A 16,506-nucleotide genomic window follows, 5' to 3' on the forward strand; every position below is an offset into this window, starting at 1 on the left:
TCGGGCAGAAGCCAAGGCGAATACGGTCTGCTTTTGATTCTGGCCGGAGGCCGTAGGAGCGAACCGGGCGACGCTTCGCTTGTTCGCGAAGGGGACTCGCTGTTTTCTCCGCCTCTACAACCCACCCACATGAAACGCCTTCACTTCCAGGTATTCATCCAGTCCGTAGCTGGAGCCTTCGCGGCCCAGGCCGGACTGCTTGACGCCGCCGAAGGGGGCGACTTCCATGGAGATGATGCCGGTGTTGAGGCCGACCATGCCGAACTCCAGCGCTTCGCCGAAACGCCATGAGCGGCGCAGGTCTTGGGTGAAGTAATACGCGCCAAGGCCATAGGGCGTGGCGTTGGCCAGTGCCAGCGCTTCGGCTTCATCTGTGAAGCGCATCAGTGGCGCGACCGGGCCGAAGGTTTCTTCGTTGGCCAGCAGCATGCCTGCGTGGGTATCGCCCAATACCGTGGGCTGGACGAACTGGCTGGTGCCGTCAGGAGAACCGCCGTGCAGCAGTTTCGCTCCCTGGCTCAGCGCATCGTCGATATGCCGGGCGACTTTGCTGACCGCCGCCGGGTTGATCAGCGGGCCGATGGTCACGCCCTCTTCCAGTCCGTTGCCGACCTTGAGCTTGCTCACTTCTTCCACCAGCCGTGCAGCGAAACGGTCGTAAATGCCGTTTTGCACCAGAATCCGGTTGGCGCACACGCAAGTCTGCCCGGCGTTGCGGAATTTGCTGAGCATGATGCCCGTCACCGCCTGTTCCAGGTCCGCGTCGTCAAACACGATGAAGGGCGCGTTGCCACCCAGTTCCAGGCTCAGACGCTTGATGTGTTCGGCGCTTTGGCGCATCAGCAGACGGCCGACCGGCGTCGAACCGGTGAAGGAAATCTTGCGCACTACCGGGTTGCTGGTCAGCTCTTCGCCAATCCCGGTGGGCATGCCAGTGATGACGTTGAACACCCCGGCAGGAATGCCCACGCGTTCGGCCAGCACCGCCAGCGCCAGGGCTGACAAGGGCGTGAGGTCCGATGGCTTGACGATGATCGGGCACCCGGCAGCCAGGGCCGGCGCGCACTTGCGGGTGATCATGGCGTTGGGGAAATTCCACGGTGTGATCGCTGCGCAGACGCCCACTGGTTGCTTGAGGGTCATCAAACGACGGTCTGCACTGGGCGCGGGAATGGTTTCACCGTATGAGCGGCGTGCCTCCTCGGCGAACCATTTGACGAAGCTGGCACCGTAGCGGATCTCGCCGCGCGACTCATTCAGCGGCTTGCCCTGCTCAAAGGTCATGATCAGCGCCAGGTCTTCGACGTTGTCGAGCATCGCCTGATGCCAGCGCTCCAGCAGCGCCGCGCGTTCGGCCGCGGGACGTGCACGCCACGCGGGCCAGGCGCGATCAGCCGCCTCGATGGCACGCCGGGTTTCGACGCCCTGCAGGGCCGGCACCTGCGCCAGCGCCTCGCCGGTGGCCGGGTTGCTGATGGTCAGGGTGGCACCATCGTCAGCGCTGATCCATTGCCCGTCGACGTAGGCGCGGTCTACCAGCAGGCTGGGGTCTTTCAACTGATTCTTGAGCATGATCGAGTCCTGTTCCGGGATGATTGCCAGTCTAGGCAGGCGCCACAGTCCAGGATGCTGAAAGCGCGATAACGGCAGCGTCCGATGCTGAAATTTGCCTGCGGACGGCAGCCTCTACTGCTTCAGCGAGCCCAGCAGGCTCTGCAAAAAGCGCTCGCCTGCGTTCATCTGGCTCTCGTCGATAAACTCGTCCGGCTTGTGTGCCTGCTCGATGGAACCCGGACCGCAAACCACGACCGGCACGTTGAGGCGCCCGGCGAACAGGCCGCCCTCGGTGCCATACGAGACCTTGATGTGCTGTGTGCCCGGCTCGGCAAACGCGTGCAGCAGGCGCACCGCCTCAACGCTTGGATGGGTCTCCAGCGCCGGGTATTCGTTCATGACCTCGATCTCGATGTCTGCCACACCCGACAGCTGTCGCGCTTCACGTACCAGCACCTCGGCACGCTCGCGCAACTGCTCCAGCAACGCATCGGGATTGTCGCCCGGCAGGTTGCGGTATTCGAATTCCAGGGTGCACAGGTTGGGCACGATGTTCAGCGCCTTGCCGCCATCGATACGGCCGATGTGTACGGTGCTGTAAGGGATGTCGTAACCCTCGTCACGCGCGCCTTGCTGTTCGATCTGCTTCTGGCTCTTGCGCAGTTCGGCGATGAAGTCGCTGGCCAGGTGAATCGCGTTGACCGCTCTTGGGGCCAGCGAGGAATGCGCCTCCTGACCTCGACAGAAGGTGCGATAGGACGCCTTGCCCTTGTGACCGACGGCGAACTGCATCAGGGTCGGCTCGCCAACCACGCACAGGAACGGACGTACCGGTGCCAGATGCAGGACGTCGAGCAGCCGCCGCACGCCGACGCAGCCGATCTCTTCGTCATGGGACAGCGCCAGTTGCAGCGGGCGCGTCAGGGGCATGTCCGCAGCATCGAGCATCGCGTCGATAGCCAGGGCGATAAAGCCCTTCATGTCGCAGGTGCCACGGCCGTAGATGCGCCCGTCACGCAGGGTCGCCTGAAACGGTGGCATCGTCCACGCCTGACCGGCCGCAGGAACCACGTCGGTGTGGCCGGACAGCAGCACGCCCGGCACTTCCCGCGGGCCGGTACTGGCGAACAGGTTGGCCTTCTTGCCGGTCTCGTCCTTGACGATCAGCGACTCGATGCCTTTGCTGGCCAGCAGTTCGCGGACGTATTCGATCAGCGCCATGTTCGGCTCCGACGACACGGTGTCGAAAGCGATCAGACGCTTGAGGATTTCCAGTGCGCGGGGGCTCATGAGGCTTTACTCGTCTGTTCAGTGAGGTTGTCCACAAGGCTGACATCAAACCGGCGAATGTCGAACGGGCTGATCGAGGTGCTGGTCGTGCCGGTGCTGATCAGTTCGGCCATCACGTCGCCCACGCCCGGACCGAGCTGGAAGCCATGGCCGCAGAAGCCGAACGCATAGAACAGGCCGTCGACCTTGCCGCTGCGGCCCATCACTGGCAGCGAGTCCGGCGTGTAGCCTTCGATGCCGCTCCATACGCGGATGATGTTCAGGTTGCCGACGCCGGGCAACAGGCGACGCATCTGCTGCACCTGATTGATGATGCTACGCGGTTCGACGTAGGCGCGGCGGTTGATCATGTCCGGCTTGCTGCGAAAACCACCGCCGATGACGATGTTGCCGCGGGCGATCTGCCGGAAGTAGATCACTTCGTGAGGGATTTTGGTGAACACGCCGATGACTGTCGGCAGTGCATACGGCACCGGCTCGGTGACGGCCATCTGCGGACCATGGGTGTCCAGCGGCACGGATTCACCGAACTGCGTGGAGAGTTTCTGTCCCCAGGCGCCAGCGGTGATCAGCAATTGATCAGCGCTGAAAATGCGCCCGTCAGTGGTGGTGACTTCGAATTCGTTACCGACCTTTTCCACATGAGCCACTTCGGTACGCTCTTCGATCCGCGCCCCGGCCCGAATCGCTGCGCGGGCGAAAGCCGGTGCTGCCAGGCGCGGGTTGGCGTGGCCATCGTGTGGCGCGTAAGAGCCGCCCTTCACGTCCGGCCCGAGAAACGGAAAGCGCTCGTGCAGCGCTTTCCCGCTATAGATTTTCAGGTCCAGCTCACGGGCTTCCGGGGCCGCTGCATAGGCTTCCAGTTCGGCGATTTCGTCCTCGCGATAGCAGACGCGCATGTGGCCGCTGGGCAGGAATTCCAGGTCTTCACCGATCAGCTCCGGCAGCCTCTGCCAAAGGGCTCTGGAGCGGTTGGCGAGTTCCAGCTGACCGAGATGCCGACCCTGCCGGCGTACGTTGCCGAAGTTCACGCCGCTGGCGTACTGGCCGATCACGTCGCGCTCCAGCAGCGTCACTGACTTGCCGCGCTGGCGCAGAAAGAACGCTGATGCCGAGCCCATGAAGCCGCCGCCGACAATCAGTACGTCTACCTTTGGCTGCTTCATGATGTCACCTCGTCGATCAGCATCGACAACGGTTTGACCGGTGCCTGACCGCGCTGACGACCGACCTGTTCGACCGGCACACCGGCTTCGGCAGCGATCACCTCGGCCCCGGCCTGCGAGCAGTAACGGCCCTGGCAGCGGCCCATGCCGACGCGACTGAAAGCCTTGGCGCGGTTGACTTCGCAGGCGCCCTTTTCACGCACGACGCCGCGCAGTTCACCGGCGCTGATCATCTCGCAGCGGCAGACAATGGCCTCATCCGGCAAGGCGGCCGCCTGGGCTGCAGGCCACGGAAACGCCTCGGCCAGCCCGACCCGAAAGCGGTCCATCGCCACCAGGCTCTTGCGCACTTCTGCCTGGCGCGAGTTATCCACAGGTCGGCCGAGGTCTTCCAGCAGCGCCATTGCCACCAGTCGACCGGCCTGTTCAGCGGCATCGGCGCCACGAATCTTCGCGCCGTCGCCCGCCGCGTAAAACCCTTTGACCGAGGTACGGCCCTCCTCATCGACTGCCAGCACCCATTGTCCGGACGCGTCGTCGAAACGTAACTGGCAGCCGGCCAGATCAGCCAGCTGGGTTTCCGGACGCAGGTGATAACCCAGCGCCAGGGCATCGCAATCGACGTCCAGCGAGGTGCCATTGGCCAGCTTCACACGCACGCCGGTGACGCCGTCCTGTTCGCTGCCGATGATTTCCTCGGGCTGCACGCCCAGGTGCACCGGCACCCCGGCGCTGTACAGTTGGCCCAGCAGTTTCATGCCGTTGAGCAGCAGACCGGGGCGCGCCAGCAATTTGGGCATCGCGCTGACGCGTTTGCCGAACGGTGACGTGTCGAGCACTGCAGCGACATCGGCGCCGGCTTTGACGTACTGGCTGGCGACCAGGTACAGCAGCGGACCGCTGCCCATGAACACCACGCGACTGCCAATCGAGACCGATTGCGACTTGAGCGCAATCTGCGAGCCGCCCAGGCTGTAGGTGCCTGCCAGTTGCCAGCCCTTGATCGGCATCAGACGGTCGGTGGCCCCGGCACACAGGATCAGCGCGTCGTATTCGACCACGGTGTGCACGCCTTGGCTGGCACAGCACAGCTCGCCGTGGGTCAGGTTCCAGGCCAGGGTGTCGGGGCGGTAGTCGATCTGCGTGCGCAGGCGATCGAAGCTTTCATGCAGGTCACGCGCCTTGGCCGCTTCGGTGCCATACAGCGCTGAATAATCGCGCTTGAAGCCCTCTGGCTGACGGCGATAGATCTGCCCGCCGTCACGCCGGTTTTCGTCGATCAGGATCGGTTTGATGCCCGCGGCCAGCAAGGTTTCGGCGCAGCGGGTGCCTGCTGGGCCGGCGCCGATGATGACCACTCTGGGGCTGCCAGGGTTGCGAACGTCTAACCGTGAAGAAGTGGCCATTTCGCCTCCGGTTGGGTGGTGACGATGTCGAGTCCGTCGCGGACTTCGTTGGAGCAGGCGCGCAGGCGCTCGCCACTGCGGGTCCAGACCCAGCAATCCTGACAGGCGCCCATCAGGCAGAAACCTGCACGGCGTCCCGGGTCGAACTCGGACTGGCGTAATGTCGCCTTGCGGGTCAGCAACGCCACCATCAGGGTATCGCCCTGCAATGCCTCGATGGGCGCGCCATCGACCATCAGGCTTACGACCGAGCGATCGCGCTCGCCCAGCCTCACAAAGCGGCCATTCATGCGTAAGCTCCCACGGTTTCAGGATTCAGGTTTTCTTGCACGGCCTGCAGCTCGTCGCTGTCGCGGTGGCAAAGGATCTCGCTGCCACCTGCGATCAGGCGACGGCCCGGCGCGGTCTTGTTGCACAGGCCTTCGATTCGGGCCGGGCAGCGATTGAGGAAGGTGCACAGCTCCGGATTGTTGGCCGGTGCGCTGATGGGCGGCAGGTTGCCGCTGGTCACACCGCAGGTTTCCAGCCAGCCCTGACGCAGTTCCGGCACCGAATGCACCAGCAGATCGGTGTAAGGGTGGAACGGCACACGGCTGAAGGCTTCGCGGCTGCCCTCTTCGACCTTGTGACCGCTGTACATCACCACGATGTCGTCGCACAGCGCGCGCACGGTGGAGATGTCGTGGCTGATGAACAGGTATGAAACCCCGAGCTTGCGGCGCAGTTCGCCGAGCAGTTCAAGGATGCACGCACCCACCACGGTATCCAGCGCCGAGGTCACTTCATCACAGAGGATCAGGTCGGGCTTGGCCGCCAGCGCACGGGCCAGGTTGACGCGCTGTTTCTGCCCGCCCGACAGTTCGTTGGGGCGCCGCTCGGCCAGCTCGCGGGGCAGGCGCACCAGGTCCATCAGTTCGTCGATGCGCTCGCGCAGAGCCTTGCCCTTCAGACCGAAATACATCTTCAGCGGGCGCGCCAGAATCGCGCTGATGCTGTGCATCGGATTGAGCGCGGTGTCGGCGTTCTGAAACACCATCTGGATGCGCCGGAATTGCTCTTCGGTACGTCCCGCCAGGGTGCCGGACAAGTCGGCTCCGTCGAAGGTCAGGCTGCCATGCGCCGGGTCCAGAAGACCGGCGACCACACGGGCCAGCGTCGATTTGCCCGACCCCGACTCGCCGATCACGCCGATGGCCTGACCACGGCGGATGGTCAGGTCGATGTCTTCCAGCACGCGAATCATCGGCATGCCCTGCAGGTTCTTTTTGCCGTAACCCGCTGTCAGGCCCTTGATGGTCAGCAGCGTGCTGTCCTTGACCACCTCGCTGGCCGGGCTCAGCACTTTATCCGGACGCGCCGCCGCCAGCAGGCTGCGGCTGTAGGCGTCCACTGGCCCCTTGAGCAGCGCGGCGGTGCTGCTTTGTTCGATGATCCGCCCGCCGTTGAGCACCACGATCTGATCGGCCATCTGCGCCACCACCGCAAGGTCGTGGGAGACATAGACCGCGGTGGCACCCCGGTCGCGCACCACCCGCTTGAACGCGCGCAGCACGTCGATCTGCGTGGTGACGTCCAGTGCGGTGGTCGGCTCATCGAGGATCACCAGCAAAGGATCACTGATCAGCGCCATGGCCGCCATGACACGCTGCAACTGGCCGCCCGAGACCTGATGCGGGTAACGCCGGCCGATGCTTTCCGGATTGGGCAGCGCCAGGTCGCGGAACAGCTCGACGGCCTTGGCTTCCAGTTCCGCACGGCTGCCGAGACCATGAATCAGCGCGCCCTCGATCACCTGATCGATCAGCTTTTTCGCCGGGTTGAAGGCGGCTGCGGCGCTTTGCGCAATGTAGGACACGCGGTTGCCACGCAGGCCCTGCAATTGGCTTTCGGGCAGGCTGAGCATGTCGTGCGCGCCCACTTGAACCACCCCGCCGGCCAGCTTGCAACCGCGTCGGGCGTAACCGAGCAGGGCCAGCGCGATGGTGGTCTTGCCGGAGCCCGACTCGCCGATCAGTGCCAGCACTTCACCTTTTTCCAGCGCAAAGCTGACGCCTTTGACGATCTCCAGCTCGCCGTGGTCGCCATCGGCAACCACGCGCAGGTCTTGCACACGAATCAACTGGCTCATCTCAATGCCCTCCCGAACGACGACCGCGCCGCGAGGCCAGCCGGTCGATGAGCAGGTTCACGCCGATGGTCAGGGTGCCGATGGCCAGGGCCGGGATCACGATGGCCGGCGCGCCCTGGCTGAGCCCGCCGATGTTCTCGCGGACCAGCGAGCCAAGGTCGGCGTCAGGCGGTTGTACACCGAGCCCCAGAAAGCTCATGCCGCTGAGCAGCAGGACGATGAAGCCGAAACGCAGGCCCAGGTCGGTCATGACCGGGTTGAGCATGTTCGGCAGGATTTCCCGGCAGGCAATGTAGATACGACCCTCGCCGCGTGTGCGCGCTACCTGCACGTACTCCAGCGCCTCGATGTTCACCGCCAGACTGCGCGCGATGCGAAACGCGCCTGGGGTGTAGCTGAGCACCGCCGTGCAGATCAGCAGCACCTCGGACGAGCCGAACGCCGAGACCATGATCAGCGCCAGCATTTTGCTGGGGATCGAGATGAACGCGTCCATCAGGCGGCTGATGATTTCGTCCAGCCATTTTGGCGCGACCACCGACAGCAGCGCACACAGGGTGCCGATGCCGCTGGCCAGCACGGCAGAAATCAATGCCAGGCCGACGGTGAAGCGCGCGCCGACCAGCACGCGGCTGAGCATGTCGCGGCCCAGGTAGTCCGTACCGAACGGATAGGCTGCGCTCATGTTTTCGAACATGTTGTCGGAGACCACTTCGCCCACCGGATGCGGTGCCAGCCAGGGGCCGAACAGGGCGACCATCAGCCAGATGAAGCACACCGTAGCGCCCAGCAGGCCAAGCCATGAGGTCGGAAGGGACGCTTTTTTGCGAAGCACCGGTTGCGGCGCTGCGGGCGTCGATTTCGCAATGAATTGAGTCATTGGGTTCTCAGCCTCGGATTGGAAAGAATTGCACACAGGTCGGCCATCAGCACCAACCCAAGGTAAGCGGAGCAGAACAGCATCGTGCAGCCCTGCACCAGGGCCATGTCACGGTTGGTCACGGCATCGACCATCAGGCTGGCGATGCCGGGATAGTTGAAGATGGTCTCGACGATGACGACGCCGCCGAGCAGGTACGACAGGCTCAGTGCCACGGCGTTGACGATCGGCCCGATGGCGTTCGGCAAGGCATGGCGCAATACGATACGCACCGGGCTGACGCCCTTGAGGCGCGCCATTTCCACATACGGGCTGTCCAGCTGGTCGATGACCGCAGCGCGGGTCATGCGCGCCATCTGCGCCACGATCACGCAGCACAGGGTCATCACCGGCAACGCGTAGGTGCGCATGAACTGCCATGGCGAGCTGACATCGGCGCCATAGGACAGCGCCGACAACCAACCCAGATTGACGGCGAAAATCAGCACCGCCAGCGTCGCCACCAGAAACTCGGGCACGGCGACCAGTGACAGGGTGATGAAATTCAGCGCGCTATCCAGGCGACTGCCGCGGTACATCGCTGCGCCAATCCCCAGTGCCAGCGCTACCGGCACCGATACCAGCGCGGTGGTGGCCGACAGCATCAGGGTTTTCGGGAAACGTCCGGCAATCAGCTCCGAGACCGGCATCGCGTTGGAGACCGATTCGCCGAGGTTGCCGCCGAGCAGGTTGGTCAACCAATGCAGATAACGCACCACACCTGGCTGATCGAGGCCCAGTTGGGTACGCAGTGCCGCGACCTGTTCAGGCGTCGCGAATTGCCCAAGGGCCTGTTGTGCGGCGTCTCCAGGCAACACCGCGGTTATGGCGAAGACCACGATGGAAACGATCAACAACGTCACGATCGCTGCGCCGAAGCGCTGCACGATCAACCAGAGTGTGTTGCTATTCATCTGCGTCCTCCTGCTCGGTTCAGGGTTTCATTTACGCGTCCAGCCACACCTGCTCGCTGAACATGTAACCCATGAAGCCGCCCAGCGGGTTGCTGGAATAGCCCTGGATACGCTTGTCCACACCGTCGATGTTGCTGATGAACACAGGGATGCCGATGCCGCAGTTCTGGCTGACCAGAGCCTGCATGTCGCCATACATTTTGCCGCGCTTGGCGTCGTCGGTTTCGCCACGGGCCAGCAACAGCAACTGGTCGAACTGGTCGTTTTTCCAGCCGGATTCATTCCACGGCGCTGTGGACTGGAAGAACTGCGAGAAGATCACGTCGGCGTTCGGGCGCGGGTTGATGTTGCCGAAGCTCAGCGGGTGCTTCATCCAGTGGTTGGACCAGTAGCCGTCGCTTGGCAGACGGTTGACGTTGAGGGTCAGACCGGCCTGTTTGGCGGACTGTTGCAGCAGCACGGCGATGTCCACCGAGCCGGTGGCAGCAGGCGATGCCGCCACGGCCATGGTGATCTTTTCCATGCCGGCTTTCTTGAGCAGGAATTTGGCTTTTTCCGGGTCGTAGGCACGCTGTGGCAAGTCAGCGTTGAAGTAGCGCGAGCCTGGCGAGATCGGATGGTCGTTACCGACGCGGGCGTAGCCACGGAACACCGCCGATTTGACCTGTTCACGGTCCAGCAGGTACTTCATGGCCTCGGTGAATTCCGGGCTCTTGCCGGGCATCTGGTCCTGACGAATGATCAGGTCGGTGTAGTTGCCGGACGGTGCATCGACCACGCGGTGTTTGGCGCTGGCGGCAATACGCGTGGTGGAGCGCGGGTTGACCTCGTTGATCATGTGTACGTCGCCGGAGAGCAGCGCGTTGACCCGCGAGGGTTCGTCGGCGATGGCGATGAATTCGATTTCGTCCAGGTACGGCAGGCCCGGTTTCCAGTAGTTGGGGTTGCGCGCACTGACCGAGCGCACGCCAGGGTTGAATTCCTTGACGGTGAACGGCCCGGTACCGATGCCTTTGCTGAAATCGGTGGTGCCTTCGGGCACGATCAGCAGGTGCGAAACCGCGAGGATCGACGGCAGCTCGGCGTTGGGCGAGCTGAGGGTGATCTGCACTTCCAGCGGGCCGGTGGCTTTGATCTCGGAAAACTGCGCCATCAATGGCAGGACTTTCGAGCCGGTGGCCGGGTCCTTGTGGCGCGACAGGGAGAACACCACGTCGCCAGCGGTCAGCGCCTTGCCATTGTGGAAGGTCACGCCCTGGCGCAGGGTCACGGTCCAGACCGTGGCGTTGTCGCTTTCGATCTTCTCGGCCAGCTCCATGTGCGGGACCAGATGGCTGTCGAAACGGGTCAGGCCGTTGTAGAACATGAAGTGACGCACGTAATCGGTAGACAGCGCGCCCTTGGCCGGATCCAGCGTATCGGCGGTAGAACTGGACATGCCAGCGACCCGGATACGGCCGCCCGGCTTGCCTTTGACAGGGGCATCCGCGTCATCGGCAAACACCTTGCCGGCCGCGCCGAACAGGCGGGTGGAGCCGGCCGCGACCACACCTGCAACGCCCAGCATGCGTAGCGCATCGCGACGTGACAGACCGCGATTGAGTCCTTCGAAAACCCGCAGGCTGTCTTCACCTGTGATCAACGTGGAGTCGTTTTTTTTGTCAGTCATATCAGTTCTACCTGTCGAAAAGGGGAAATTCCGAATTGCTCACGGTTGGCCGGAGCGTCCTTCAAGCACACACGACGACGGTCAGACAAACACTCAGTGGCGGCTGTCCTGATAGCGGTAATACGCGCCTACCAGCGGCAGAAACCATGGCTTGCCGAAATGGCCGGGAATGGCTGGCCAGCTCAGGTCCTTCCAGGGATTGGCCTGTGCCTTGCCTTCCATGACTTCGGCCATCATCCGCCCCATGTGCACCGACATCTGTACACCGTGGCCGCTGTAACCCATTGAGTAGAAGACCCCGTTGTGTTCGCCTGCACGCGGCAGACGGTCGGAGGTCATGTCCACCAGCCCGCCCCAGCAGTAGTCGACCTTGACGTGTGCCAGTTGCGGAAACATCTGCACCATGGCCGCCTGCAACACCTTGCCGCTCTTGGCGTCGGAGCTGCTGTTGGACATGGCGAAGCGCGCGCGCCCGCCGAACAGCAGGCGGTTGTCCGGGGTGAGGCGGAAATAGTTGCCGATCAAACGGCTGGTCACGTAAGCGCGCTGGTGGGGGAACAGTTGATCGATCAGCGCTTGCGGCAACACTTCAGTGACGATGACGAAGCTGCCGACCGGCACGATGCGCCGGCGATACCAGCCCAGCCCGCCATGCTGGCAGGCACCGGTCGCCAACAGCAGCTGTCCGGCCTGGATCGAGCCTTTCGAGGTGTTGACCACAAAGCCGCCACGGTTGGCTTTCCAGTCCTTTACCGTCGCGTTCTGATACACCCTTGCGCCATGACGCACTGCTGCGTCGGCGAGACCCACACCGAAACGTCCGACATGGATCTGTACGCCGTTGCGCTGCAGCAGGCCACCGTGAAACTCGTTCGAATCGATTTCAGCGCGCAGGTCCTGAGCGGACAGCAGCTCGACGTCAGCATCGACTTCACGGCGAATCAGCTCGCAAGTGCGTGCCAGTCCTTCGTAATGCCCTGGCTTGGCCGCCAGCTTGAGCTTGCCGTTACGCTTGATGTCGCAGGCGATGTGTTCCTCGTCGATCACGCTCACGACGCTCTGCACCGCACTTTCGTAAGCCTTGTAATACTCGCGTGCCTGATCGGCACCCAGGGTTGCGCTCAACGACGCATAGTCCTGGGCCACGCCGGTATTGCACTGTCCGCCATTGCGGCCCGACGCTTCGCCGATCACCCGGCCCGCTTCCAGAACCACCACGCTGGCACCTTTCAAGGCCAATGCACGCGCCGCCGCAAGGCCGGTGAAACCGCCACCGACCACTACCACGTCAGCCTGCCCCTCCACTGCGCCGTCCTGTGCGCCGGTAAAGCCTGGAGCCGTATCGAGCCAGTAAGACTCACTGCGCATCTCGTTCCCCTTGTCACTCATCGAAGAGCACCTTGAAAAATGCCGGTGTCAGGCGCCGGGCCTGGTTTACAGGCCGACCAGCCCGGCCAGTCCGCCGATATCGGGAATCTGGTGGTATTCGAAGCTGCTGTTGGCCGGCTGCTCATGACCACGCGCCACGAATGCCTTGTTCCTGATCTTCATGTCATGCGCCGAGAACAGGTCGTAACGGAAGCTTGAAGACACATGCAAGATGTCTTCCGGGCCGCAACCCAGGTTGTCGAGCATGAATTCGAAAGCAGCCAGACGCGGTTTGTAGGCTTGGGCCTGTTCAGCGGTGAACACCTTGTGGAATGGCGCGCCGAGCTTTTCGACGTTGGACATGATCTGACTGTCGCTGGCGTTGGAGAAAATCACCAGCGGGATCTTGTCGGCGATTTTCGACAGGCCGGCGGGCACATCGGCGTGTGGGCCCCAGGTCGGCACGGCGTCGTAATACAGTTGGCCTTCTTCGCGGTATTCAACGTTCCAGCGCTTGCAGGTGCGCGCCAGTGCAACCTTGAGGATTTCGTCGTATGGCATCCAGTCACCCATGACCTGATCCAGACGATACGCCGAAAAATCCTTGACGAACTGATCCATCTGTTCAGCCGCAACGCGGTCGGCAAACAGCTCGCGCGTCATGGTGCCCATGTGGAAATTGGTCAACGTGCCGTAGCAGTCGAACGTAATGAATTTTGGTCGAAGAAAGCTCATTGTGTGCGGTCCTGAAAGTTCGTTGAGGTCATGGCATGACGAGCAGTCCGGCCTGATGTTCAGGGGCGGTGATGCACGCTGCAGCACAACCTCATTACAACACCGTGAAATCAGCAGATGGCGTTAAAAGTGATGGCTGCTTGATAGAAACCACCGTTTTGAGGTGCGCGCTCAGCAGACTTTGCGGGGCGCTCCAGCCTTGGGCAGAGCCCGGTTTTCGGCGCTTTTATGACCCTTTTCAGGGCGCTCGGGCTCAAACACGCGGGTTTGCGCCGCAGAAACTGCGCCGCGCCAGTGCTTGGCTGGCGACAAATGCCGGCAGCTATATAAAGAGCTTGAACACGGGGTAAAAACCCTAAGCATTTGCTGCCGGAGGCCCGGCCGATTTAAGCAGTAACTGTGGTCTGGCGAGCGGCGCTTTGTGGAATCTGCCGAATGCGCGCAGCCCTCTTGTCACCGCCCGCAGCAGGTGGGATACAACACGCCTGACGCATCCTTTTATTGCCTGTGCATCCTTCTGGACGGAGACACGTCATGCTCGCTCAGCAACGCCCCGACTTTGAATTTCGCCCCATGACCGCCGCCGACGTCGGCAACGCTCATGAGTTATCCATCGCCTTGAAGTGGCCGCATCGACTTGAAGACTGGGCCATGCTGCAACGTGTCGCCCAAGGCTTCGTCGCGGTACACAACGGGCGGTTGATCGGTAGTGCTTTCGCCTGTCATCAGGGCGAGTTTTCCACCATCGGTCTGGTGATCGTCAGTGACGATTACCAGGGCAAGGGCATTGGTCGCAAGCTGATGGAACTGGCGGTCGGCTGCGTCGCGCCCCGCACGGCGGTCCTCAACGCCACGCTGGCGGGTGCGCCGCTTTACGCGAAGATGGGGTTTGTCAGTTTTGGCGAGATCCAGCAGCGTCAGGGGCAGGCGCAACCGACCGGCACGACCGAATTGAAGTTACAGGAACGTTGCCGCGGGCTGAGCGAGGCTGACCACCCTCGCGTGCTGGAACTGGCCAACGCCGGTTCGGGCATGGACCGCTCGGTGACGCTCGGCGATGTGCTGAACAACCTTGAGCACGCCGTCGGCATCGAGCGCGACGGCCAGTTGCAGGCCTTTGCCCTGCTGCGTCCGTTCGGCCGCGGCCTGTGCATCGGCCCTGTGGTCGCCCAGAGCGTTGACCAGGCCAGGCACATGATCGAGCAACTGCTGGCCCGCGTGCCTTATGCCTTCGTACGTATCGACATCCCGACCGACAGCGGCCTGGCCGACTGGCTGGAGGAAGCCGGCCTCAAGCGCGTCGACAGCGTGACCTGCATGAGCATGGGTGCAGTCCCGCAAGCCAGCCAGGGCGTGCGCCAGTTTGCGCTGATTACCCAGGCGATCGGCTGATCGCCCGTAAGCACCTCATCGTGCCAATGCTCTCGCAGAGCGTCACGAAATGCATTACCACGCAGAGCGCTCATCGTTATACATAAGTCCTGGAGAGCCCCGAATACGTGCTTTTCAGGCTACTGCCCGCAGGGCGTAGGAGCGAACTTGTTCGCGAAGACAGGCGATCATACCGGCCCTTTCGCGAACAAGTTCGCTCCTACGGCCTCCGGCCAGAAGCAAAAGCGGATTTGTGTATAACGCCGAGTCCGGCGCGTGGCAACGATCATCAACGCTTCAACTTCAGGAGCCCGACCCGATGCCCCAACCCACTGTTTTGCTATTGGCCCGCGCTGACCTCAGCCCGGTAGACACCGAATTCACCACTGGCCCCATCGATGCGCATGACTCGCTCGATAATGAGCGTCGCACAGCGTTCATCGATGATCAGGGCATTGCGGCCGGCCTCGTGCATTTCGGCACGTCGCTGTCAGTGGCAGCCTACCCCTACACCGAAATGCTGGTGATGCATCGCGGGTCCGTCACCCTGACCTCCGGTACCGAGAGCCTCACGATCAAGACCGGTGAAAGTGCAGTGATCGGTCGCGGCACTCAAGTACGTATCGACGCGCAACCGGACAGCCTCTGGGCTTTCTGCGCGTCCACCCAGGCCAGCGGGCCAGACAAACCCGGCATCACCGCGCTCGACCGCCTGGCCATGCTCACGCCATCTTCACCACCAGACCCGGCGATCATGATCAGCGCGTTGCCGCAATGCCGCAGCAACAACCTCTTCGAAGACAGCGCCAGCACCCTGCGCATCGGCGTGTGGGACTCCACCCCCTACGAACGCATCTCGCGGCCGCACAAGATCCATGAACTGATGAACCTGATCGAAGGCAGCGTCGAGCTGAGCCTGGAAAACGGCCCGCGCCTGACCGTGAATACCGGCGATACCGTATTCGTCGCACAGGGCGCGCCCTGCAAGTGGACCAGCACGGCGTATGTGCGCAAGTTTTATGCGGTGACGTGAACGTGAAGTAGGGGATGCGCCCTTCAGCTCTGTGGGGCGCTTTAATCTGCACACTTACAACTTCTGCCAGCGCAGTTAATCCAACTCGATACTAAAAGACAAGAACAATCATCGTCATTAACTGATTTGCAAAGAATCAGAAGTTTCCTACTTTTCTTTCCCCTCTCACGTGCTAAAACATCTCAACGGATTGCAGGAAACTAATCTTTTCTTCTAACCCGTTCAGTGGAGTCACCCCTGCTTTTTAGTATAGGGCCATCCTCCGACTGTCATCGACATAAACACCTTCAGGTGGACGGCGCACTTTCTGTGCGCTGATACATGGCGGATCTTAATCGGGCGATAGCGCGTGCACGTCAATACAGGCGGCTCACTGCTGTCCTGCGTTCGCCTTGCTTAATGTAATACGAATTTAATTAATTAACTCAGGAACTACCGATCATGAAAACAAAAAGCGTCTTGCTGACTTCTCTTGCTCTCGCCACGCTGTGCGCCACTGTTGTTGCGCACGCGGGACCACCGGTTACGGTGACGTTCAAAAATCTGGGAACAGAGGTCGCGAAGCATAAGCCTGTTACGCGTAACGAGTTATCGACGCTACGCAACGCCAGAACAGCCATTGGCTCTACCGTTCAACCCGGCGATTCAAACTTTTATACGGTGCAAAGCACGCTCTCACCTGATGCCAGCTACGCCAGTGTTCGCTATGTGATGGGTTCCAAGGTATGTGCATTCTCGACCACTTTTGTAAGGCTGGCAGGTGCGGGTGGAGTCAAGGTTCCAAAGTGGAACCGTACTGCAACGCCTGAAGGTGGTGCGATTTGCACAGCTACCTCCAGGGTCACCAACCTCTCTACCCATGCATGGACTGCTGAATTCACCATGAAATAATCTCAAGGCGTGCGCGTTACAAAATTACGCGCGCGCCTGCCTCCGGAGGAAAACTAAAGCTG

14 protein-coding genes are annotated in these 16,506 nt (G+C 62.1%); 3 read left to right on the forward strand and 11 right to left on the reverse strand.

Annotated elements, in window-relative coordinates:
* Positions 1-114: 114 nt before the first annotated feature.
* The 11 genes from KBY08_RS24745 to KBY08_RS24795 form a co-directional block, all read right to left on the reverse strand.
* Entirely contained in the window at positions 115-1,572 is a 1,458-nt protein-coding gene (locus tag KBY08_RS24745; protein ID WP_111522348.1) for an NAD-dependent succinate-semialdehyde dehydrogenase, read from the reverse strand.
* A gap of 114 nt (positions 1,573-1,686) precedes the next feature.
* Positions 1,687-2,844, reverse strand: coding sequence for an acetylornithine deacetylase (gene argE, locus KBY08_RS24750; protein ID WP_111522347.1), 1,158 nt, complete (start codon positions 2,842-2,844; stop codon positions 1,687-1,689).
* Complete coding sequence (locus KBY08_RS24755; RefSeq protein ID WP_011266227.1) at positions 2,841-4,010, reverse strand: NAD(P)/FAD-dependent oxidoreductase; 1,170 nt, start codon at positions 4,008-4,010, stop codon at positions 2,841-2,843. Before KBY08_RS24755 ends, argE begins: the two co-directional genes overlap by 4 nt.
* On the reverse strand, positions 4,007-5,416 hold the full coding sequence (locus KBY08_RS24760; RefSeq protein ID WP_054092872.1) for an NAD(P)/FAD-dependent oxidoreductase: 1,410 nt from the start codon (positions 5,414-5,416) through the stop codon (positions 4,007-4,009). Before KBY08_RS24760 ends, KBY08_RS24755 begins: the two co-directional genes overlap by 4 nt.
* Positions 5,395-5,706 (reverse strand): (2Fe-2S)-binding protein, encoded by a 312-nt coding sequence (locus tag KBY08_RS24765; protein WP_024640400.1) that lies wholly within the window; start codon positions 5,704-5,706, stop codon positions 5,395-5,397. The genes KBY08_RS24760 and KBY08_RS24765 overlap by 22 nt, the downstream gene beginning before the upstream one ends.
* Positions 5,703-7,544 (reverse strand): ABC transporter ATP-binding protein, encoded by a 1,842-nt coding sequence (locus KBY08_RS24770; protein ID WP_111522346.1) that lies wholly within the window; start codon positions 7,542-7,544, stop codon positions 5,703-5,705. Before KBY08_RS24770 ends, KBY08_RS24765 begins: the two co-directional genes overlap by 4 nt.
* A gap of 1 nt (position 7,545) precedes the next feature.
* Positions 7,546-8,424 (reverse strand): ABC transporter permease, encoded by an 879-nt coding sequence (locus KBY08_RS24775; RefSeq protein ID WP_011266231.1) that lies wholly within the window; start codon positions 8,422-8,424, stop codon positions 7,546-7,548.
* Entirely contained in the window at positions 8,421-9,377 is a 957-nt protein-coding gene (locus KBY08_RS24780) for an ABC transporter permease (protein WP_003401718.1), read from the reverse strand. Before KBY08_RS24780 ends, KBY08_RS24775 begins: the two co-directional genes overlap by 4 nt.
* Positions 9,378-9,408: 31 nt before the next feature.
* Complete coding sequence (locus KBY08_RS24785; protein WP_024659645.1) at positions 9,409-11,046, reverse strand: ABC transporter substrate-binding protein; 1,638 nt, start codon at positions 11,044-11,046, stop codon at positions 9,409-9,411.
* Positions 11,047-11,139: 93 nt separating this feature from the next.
* Positions 11,140-12,414 (reverse strand): NAD(P)/FAD-dependent oxidoreductase, encoded by a 1,275-nt coding sequence (locus KBY08_RS24790; RefSeq protein WP_024659646.1) that lies wholly within the window; start codon positions 12,412-12,414, stop codon positions 11,140-11,142.
* A 66-nt stretch (positions 12,415-12,480) separates the two neighbouring features.
* The gene (locus KBY08_RS24795) at positions 12,481-13,149 is read right to left on the reverse strand and encodes a haloacid dehalogenase type II (protein ID WP_003401723.1); all 669 of its coding nucleotides are present in this window, start codon (positions 13,147-13,149) and stop codon (positions 12,481-12,483) included.
* Positions 13,150-13,683: 534 nt separating this feature from the next.
* Between KBY08_RS24795 and KBY08_RS24800 the strand changes: the two genes are divergently transcribed.
* The 3 genes from KBY08_RS24800 to KBY08_RS24810 all read left to right on the forward strand — a co-directional run bounded on the left by KBY08_RS24800 (position 13,684) and on the right by KBY08_RS24810 (position 16,444).
* Positions 13,684-14,541 (forward strand): GNAT family N-acetyltransferase, encoded by an 858-nt coding sequence (locus tag KBY08_RS24800; RefSeq protein WP_111522345.1) that lies wholly within the window; start codon positions 13,684-13,686, stop codon positions 14,539-14,541.
* A 298-nt stretch (positions 14,542-14,839) separates the two neighbouring features.
* Positions 14,840-15,553, forward strand: coding sequence for a cupin domain-containing protein (locus tag KBY08_RS24805; protein ID WP_096135757.1), 714 nt, complete (start codon positions 14,840-14,842; stop codon positions 15,551-15,553).
* Between the two features lie 441 nt (positions 15,554-15,994).
* Positions 15,995-16,444 (forward strand): hypothetical protein, encoded by a 450-nt coding sequence (locus KBY08_RS24810; protein WP_011266235.1) that lies wholly within the window; start codon positions 15,995-15,997, stop codon positions 16,442-16,444.
* The last annotated feature ends 62 nt before the right edge of the window (positions 16,445-16,506 follow it).

Source organism: Pseudomonas sp. P135 (assembly GCF_020312125.1).
Taxonomy (GTDB): Bacteria; Pseudomonadota; Gammaproteobacteria; order Pseudomonadales; family Pseudomonadaceae; genus Aquipseudomonas; species Aquipseudomonas fragariae.

What these genes read in the sequence shown, in the direction of transcription:
- KBY08_RS24745 (WP_111522348.1), bottom strand. Translation starts at nt 1,572, where the DNA reads ATGCTCAAGAATCAGTTGAAAGACCCCAGCCTGCTGGTAGACCGCGCC.
- argE (WP_111522347.1), bottom strand. Translation starts at nt 2,844, where the DNA reads ATGAGCCCCCGCGCACTGGAAATCCTCAAGCGTCTGATCGCTTTCGAC.
- KBY08_RS24755 (WP_011266227.1), bottom strand. Translation starts at nt 4,010, where the DNA reads ATGAAGCAGCCAAAGGTAGACGTACTGATTGTCGGCGGCGGCTTCATG.
- KBY08_RS24760 (WP_054092872.1), bottom strand. Translation starts at nt 5,416, where the DNA reads ATGGCCACTTCTTCACGGTTAGACGTTCGCAACCCTGGCAGCCCCAGA.
- KBY08_RS24765 (WP_024640400.1), bottom strand. Translation starts at nt 5,706, where the DNA reads ATGAATGGCCGCTTTGTGAGGCTGGGCGAGCGCGATCGCTCGGTCGTA.
- KBY08_RS24770 (WP_111522346.1), bottom strand. Translation starts at nt 7,544, where the DNA reads ATGAGCCAGTTGATTCGTGTGCAAGACCTGCGCGTGGTTGCCGATGGC.
- KBY08_RS24775 (WP_011266231.1), bottom strand. Translation starts at nt 8,424, where the DNA reads ATGACTCAATTCATTGCGAAATCGACGCCCGCAGCGCCGCAACCGGTG.
- KBY08_RS24780 (WP_003401718.1), bottom strand. Translation starts at nt 9,377, where the DNA reads ATGAATAGCAACACACTCTGGTTGATCGTGCAGCGCTTCGGCGCAGCG.
- KBY08_RS24785 (WP_024659645.1), bottom strand. Translation starts at nt 11,046, where the DNA reads ATGACTGACAAAAAAAACGACTCCACGTTGATCACAGGTGAAGACAGC.
- KBY08_RS24790 (WP_024659646.1), bottom strand. Translation starts at nt 12,414, where the DNA reads ATGCGCAGTGAGTCTTACTGGCTCGATACGGCTCCAGGCTTTACCGGC.
- KBY08_RS24795 (WP_003401723.1), bottom strand. Translation starts at nt 13,149, where the DNA reads ATGAGCTTTCTTCGACCAAAATTCATTACGTTCGACTGCTACGGCACG.
- KBY08_RS24800 (WP_111522345.1), top strand. Translation starts at nt 13,684, where the DNA reads ATGCTCGCTCAGCAACGCCCCGACTTTGAATTTCGCCCCATGACCGCC.
- KBY08_RS24805 (WP_096135757.1), top strand. Translation starts at nt 14,840, where the DNA reads ATGCCCCAACCCACTGTTTTGCTATTGGCCCGCGCTGACCTCAGCCCG.
- KBY08_RS24810 (WP_011266235.1), top strand. Translation starts at nt 15,995, where the DNA reads ATGAAAACAAAAAGCGTCTTGCTGACTTCTCTTGCTCTCGCCACGCTG.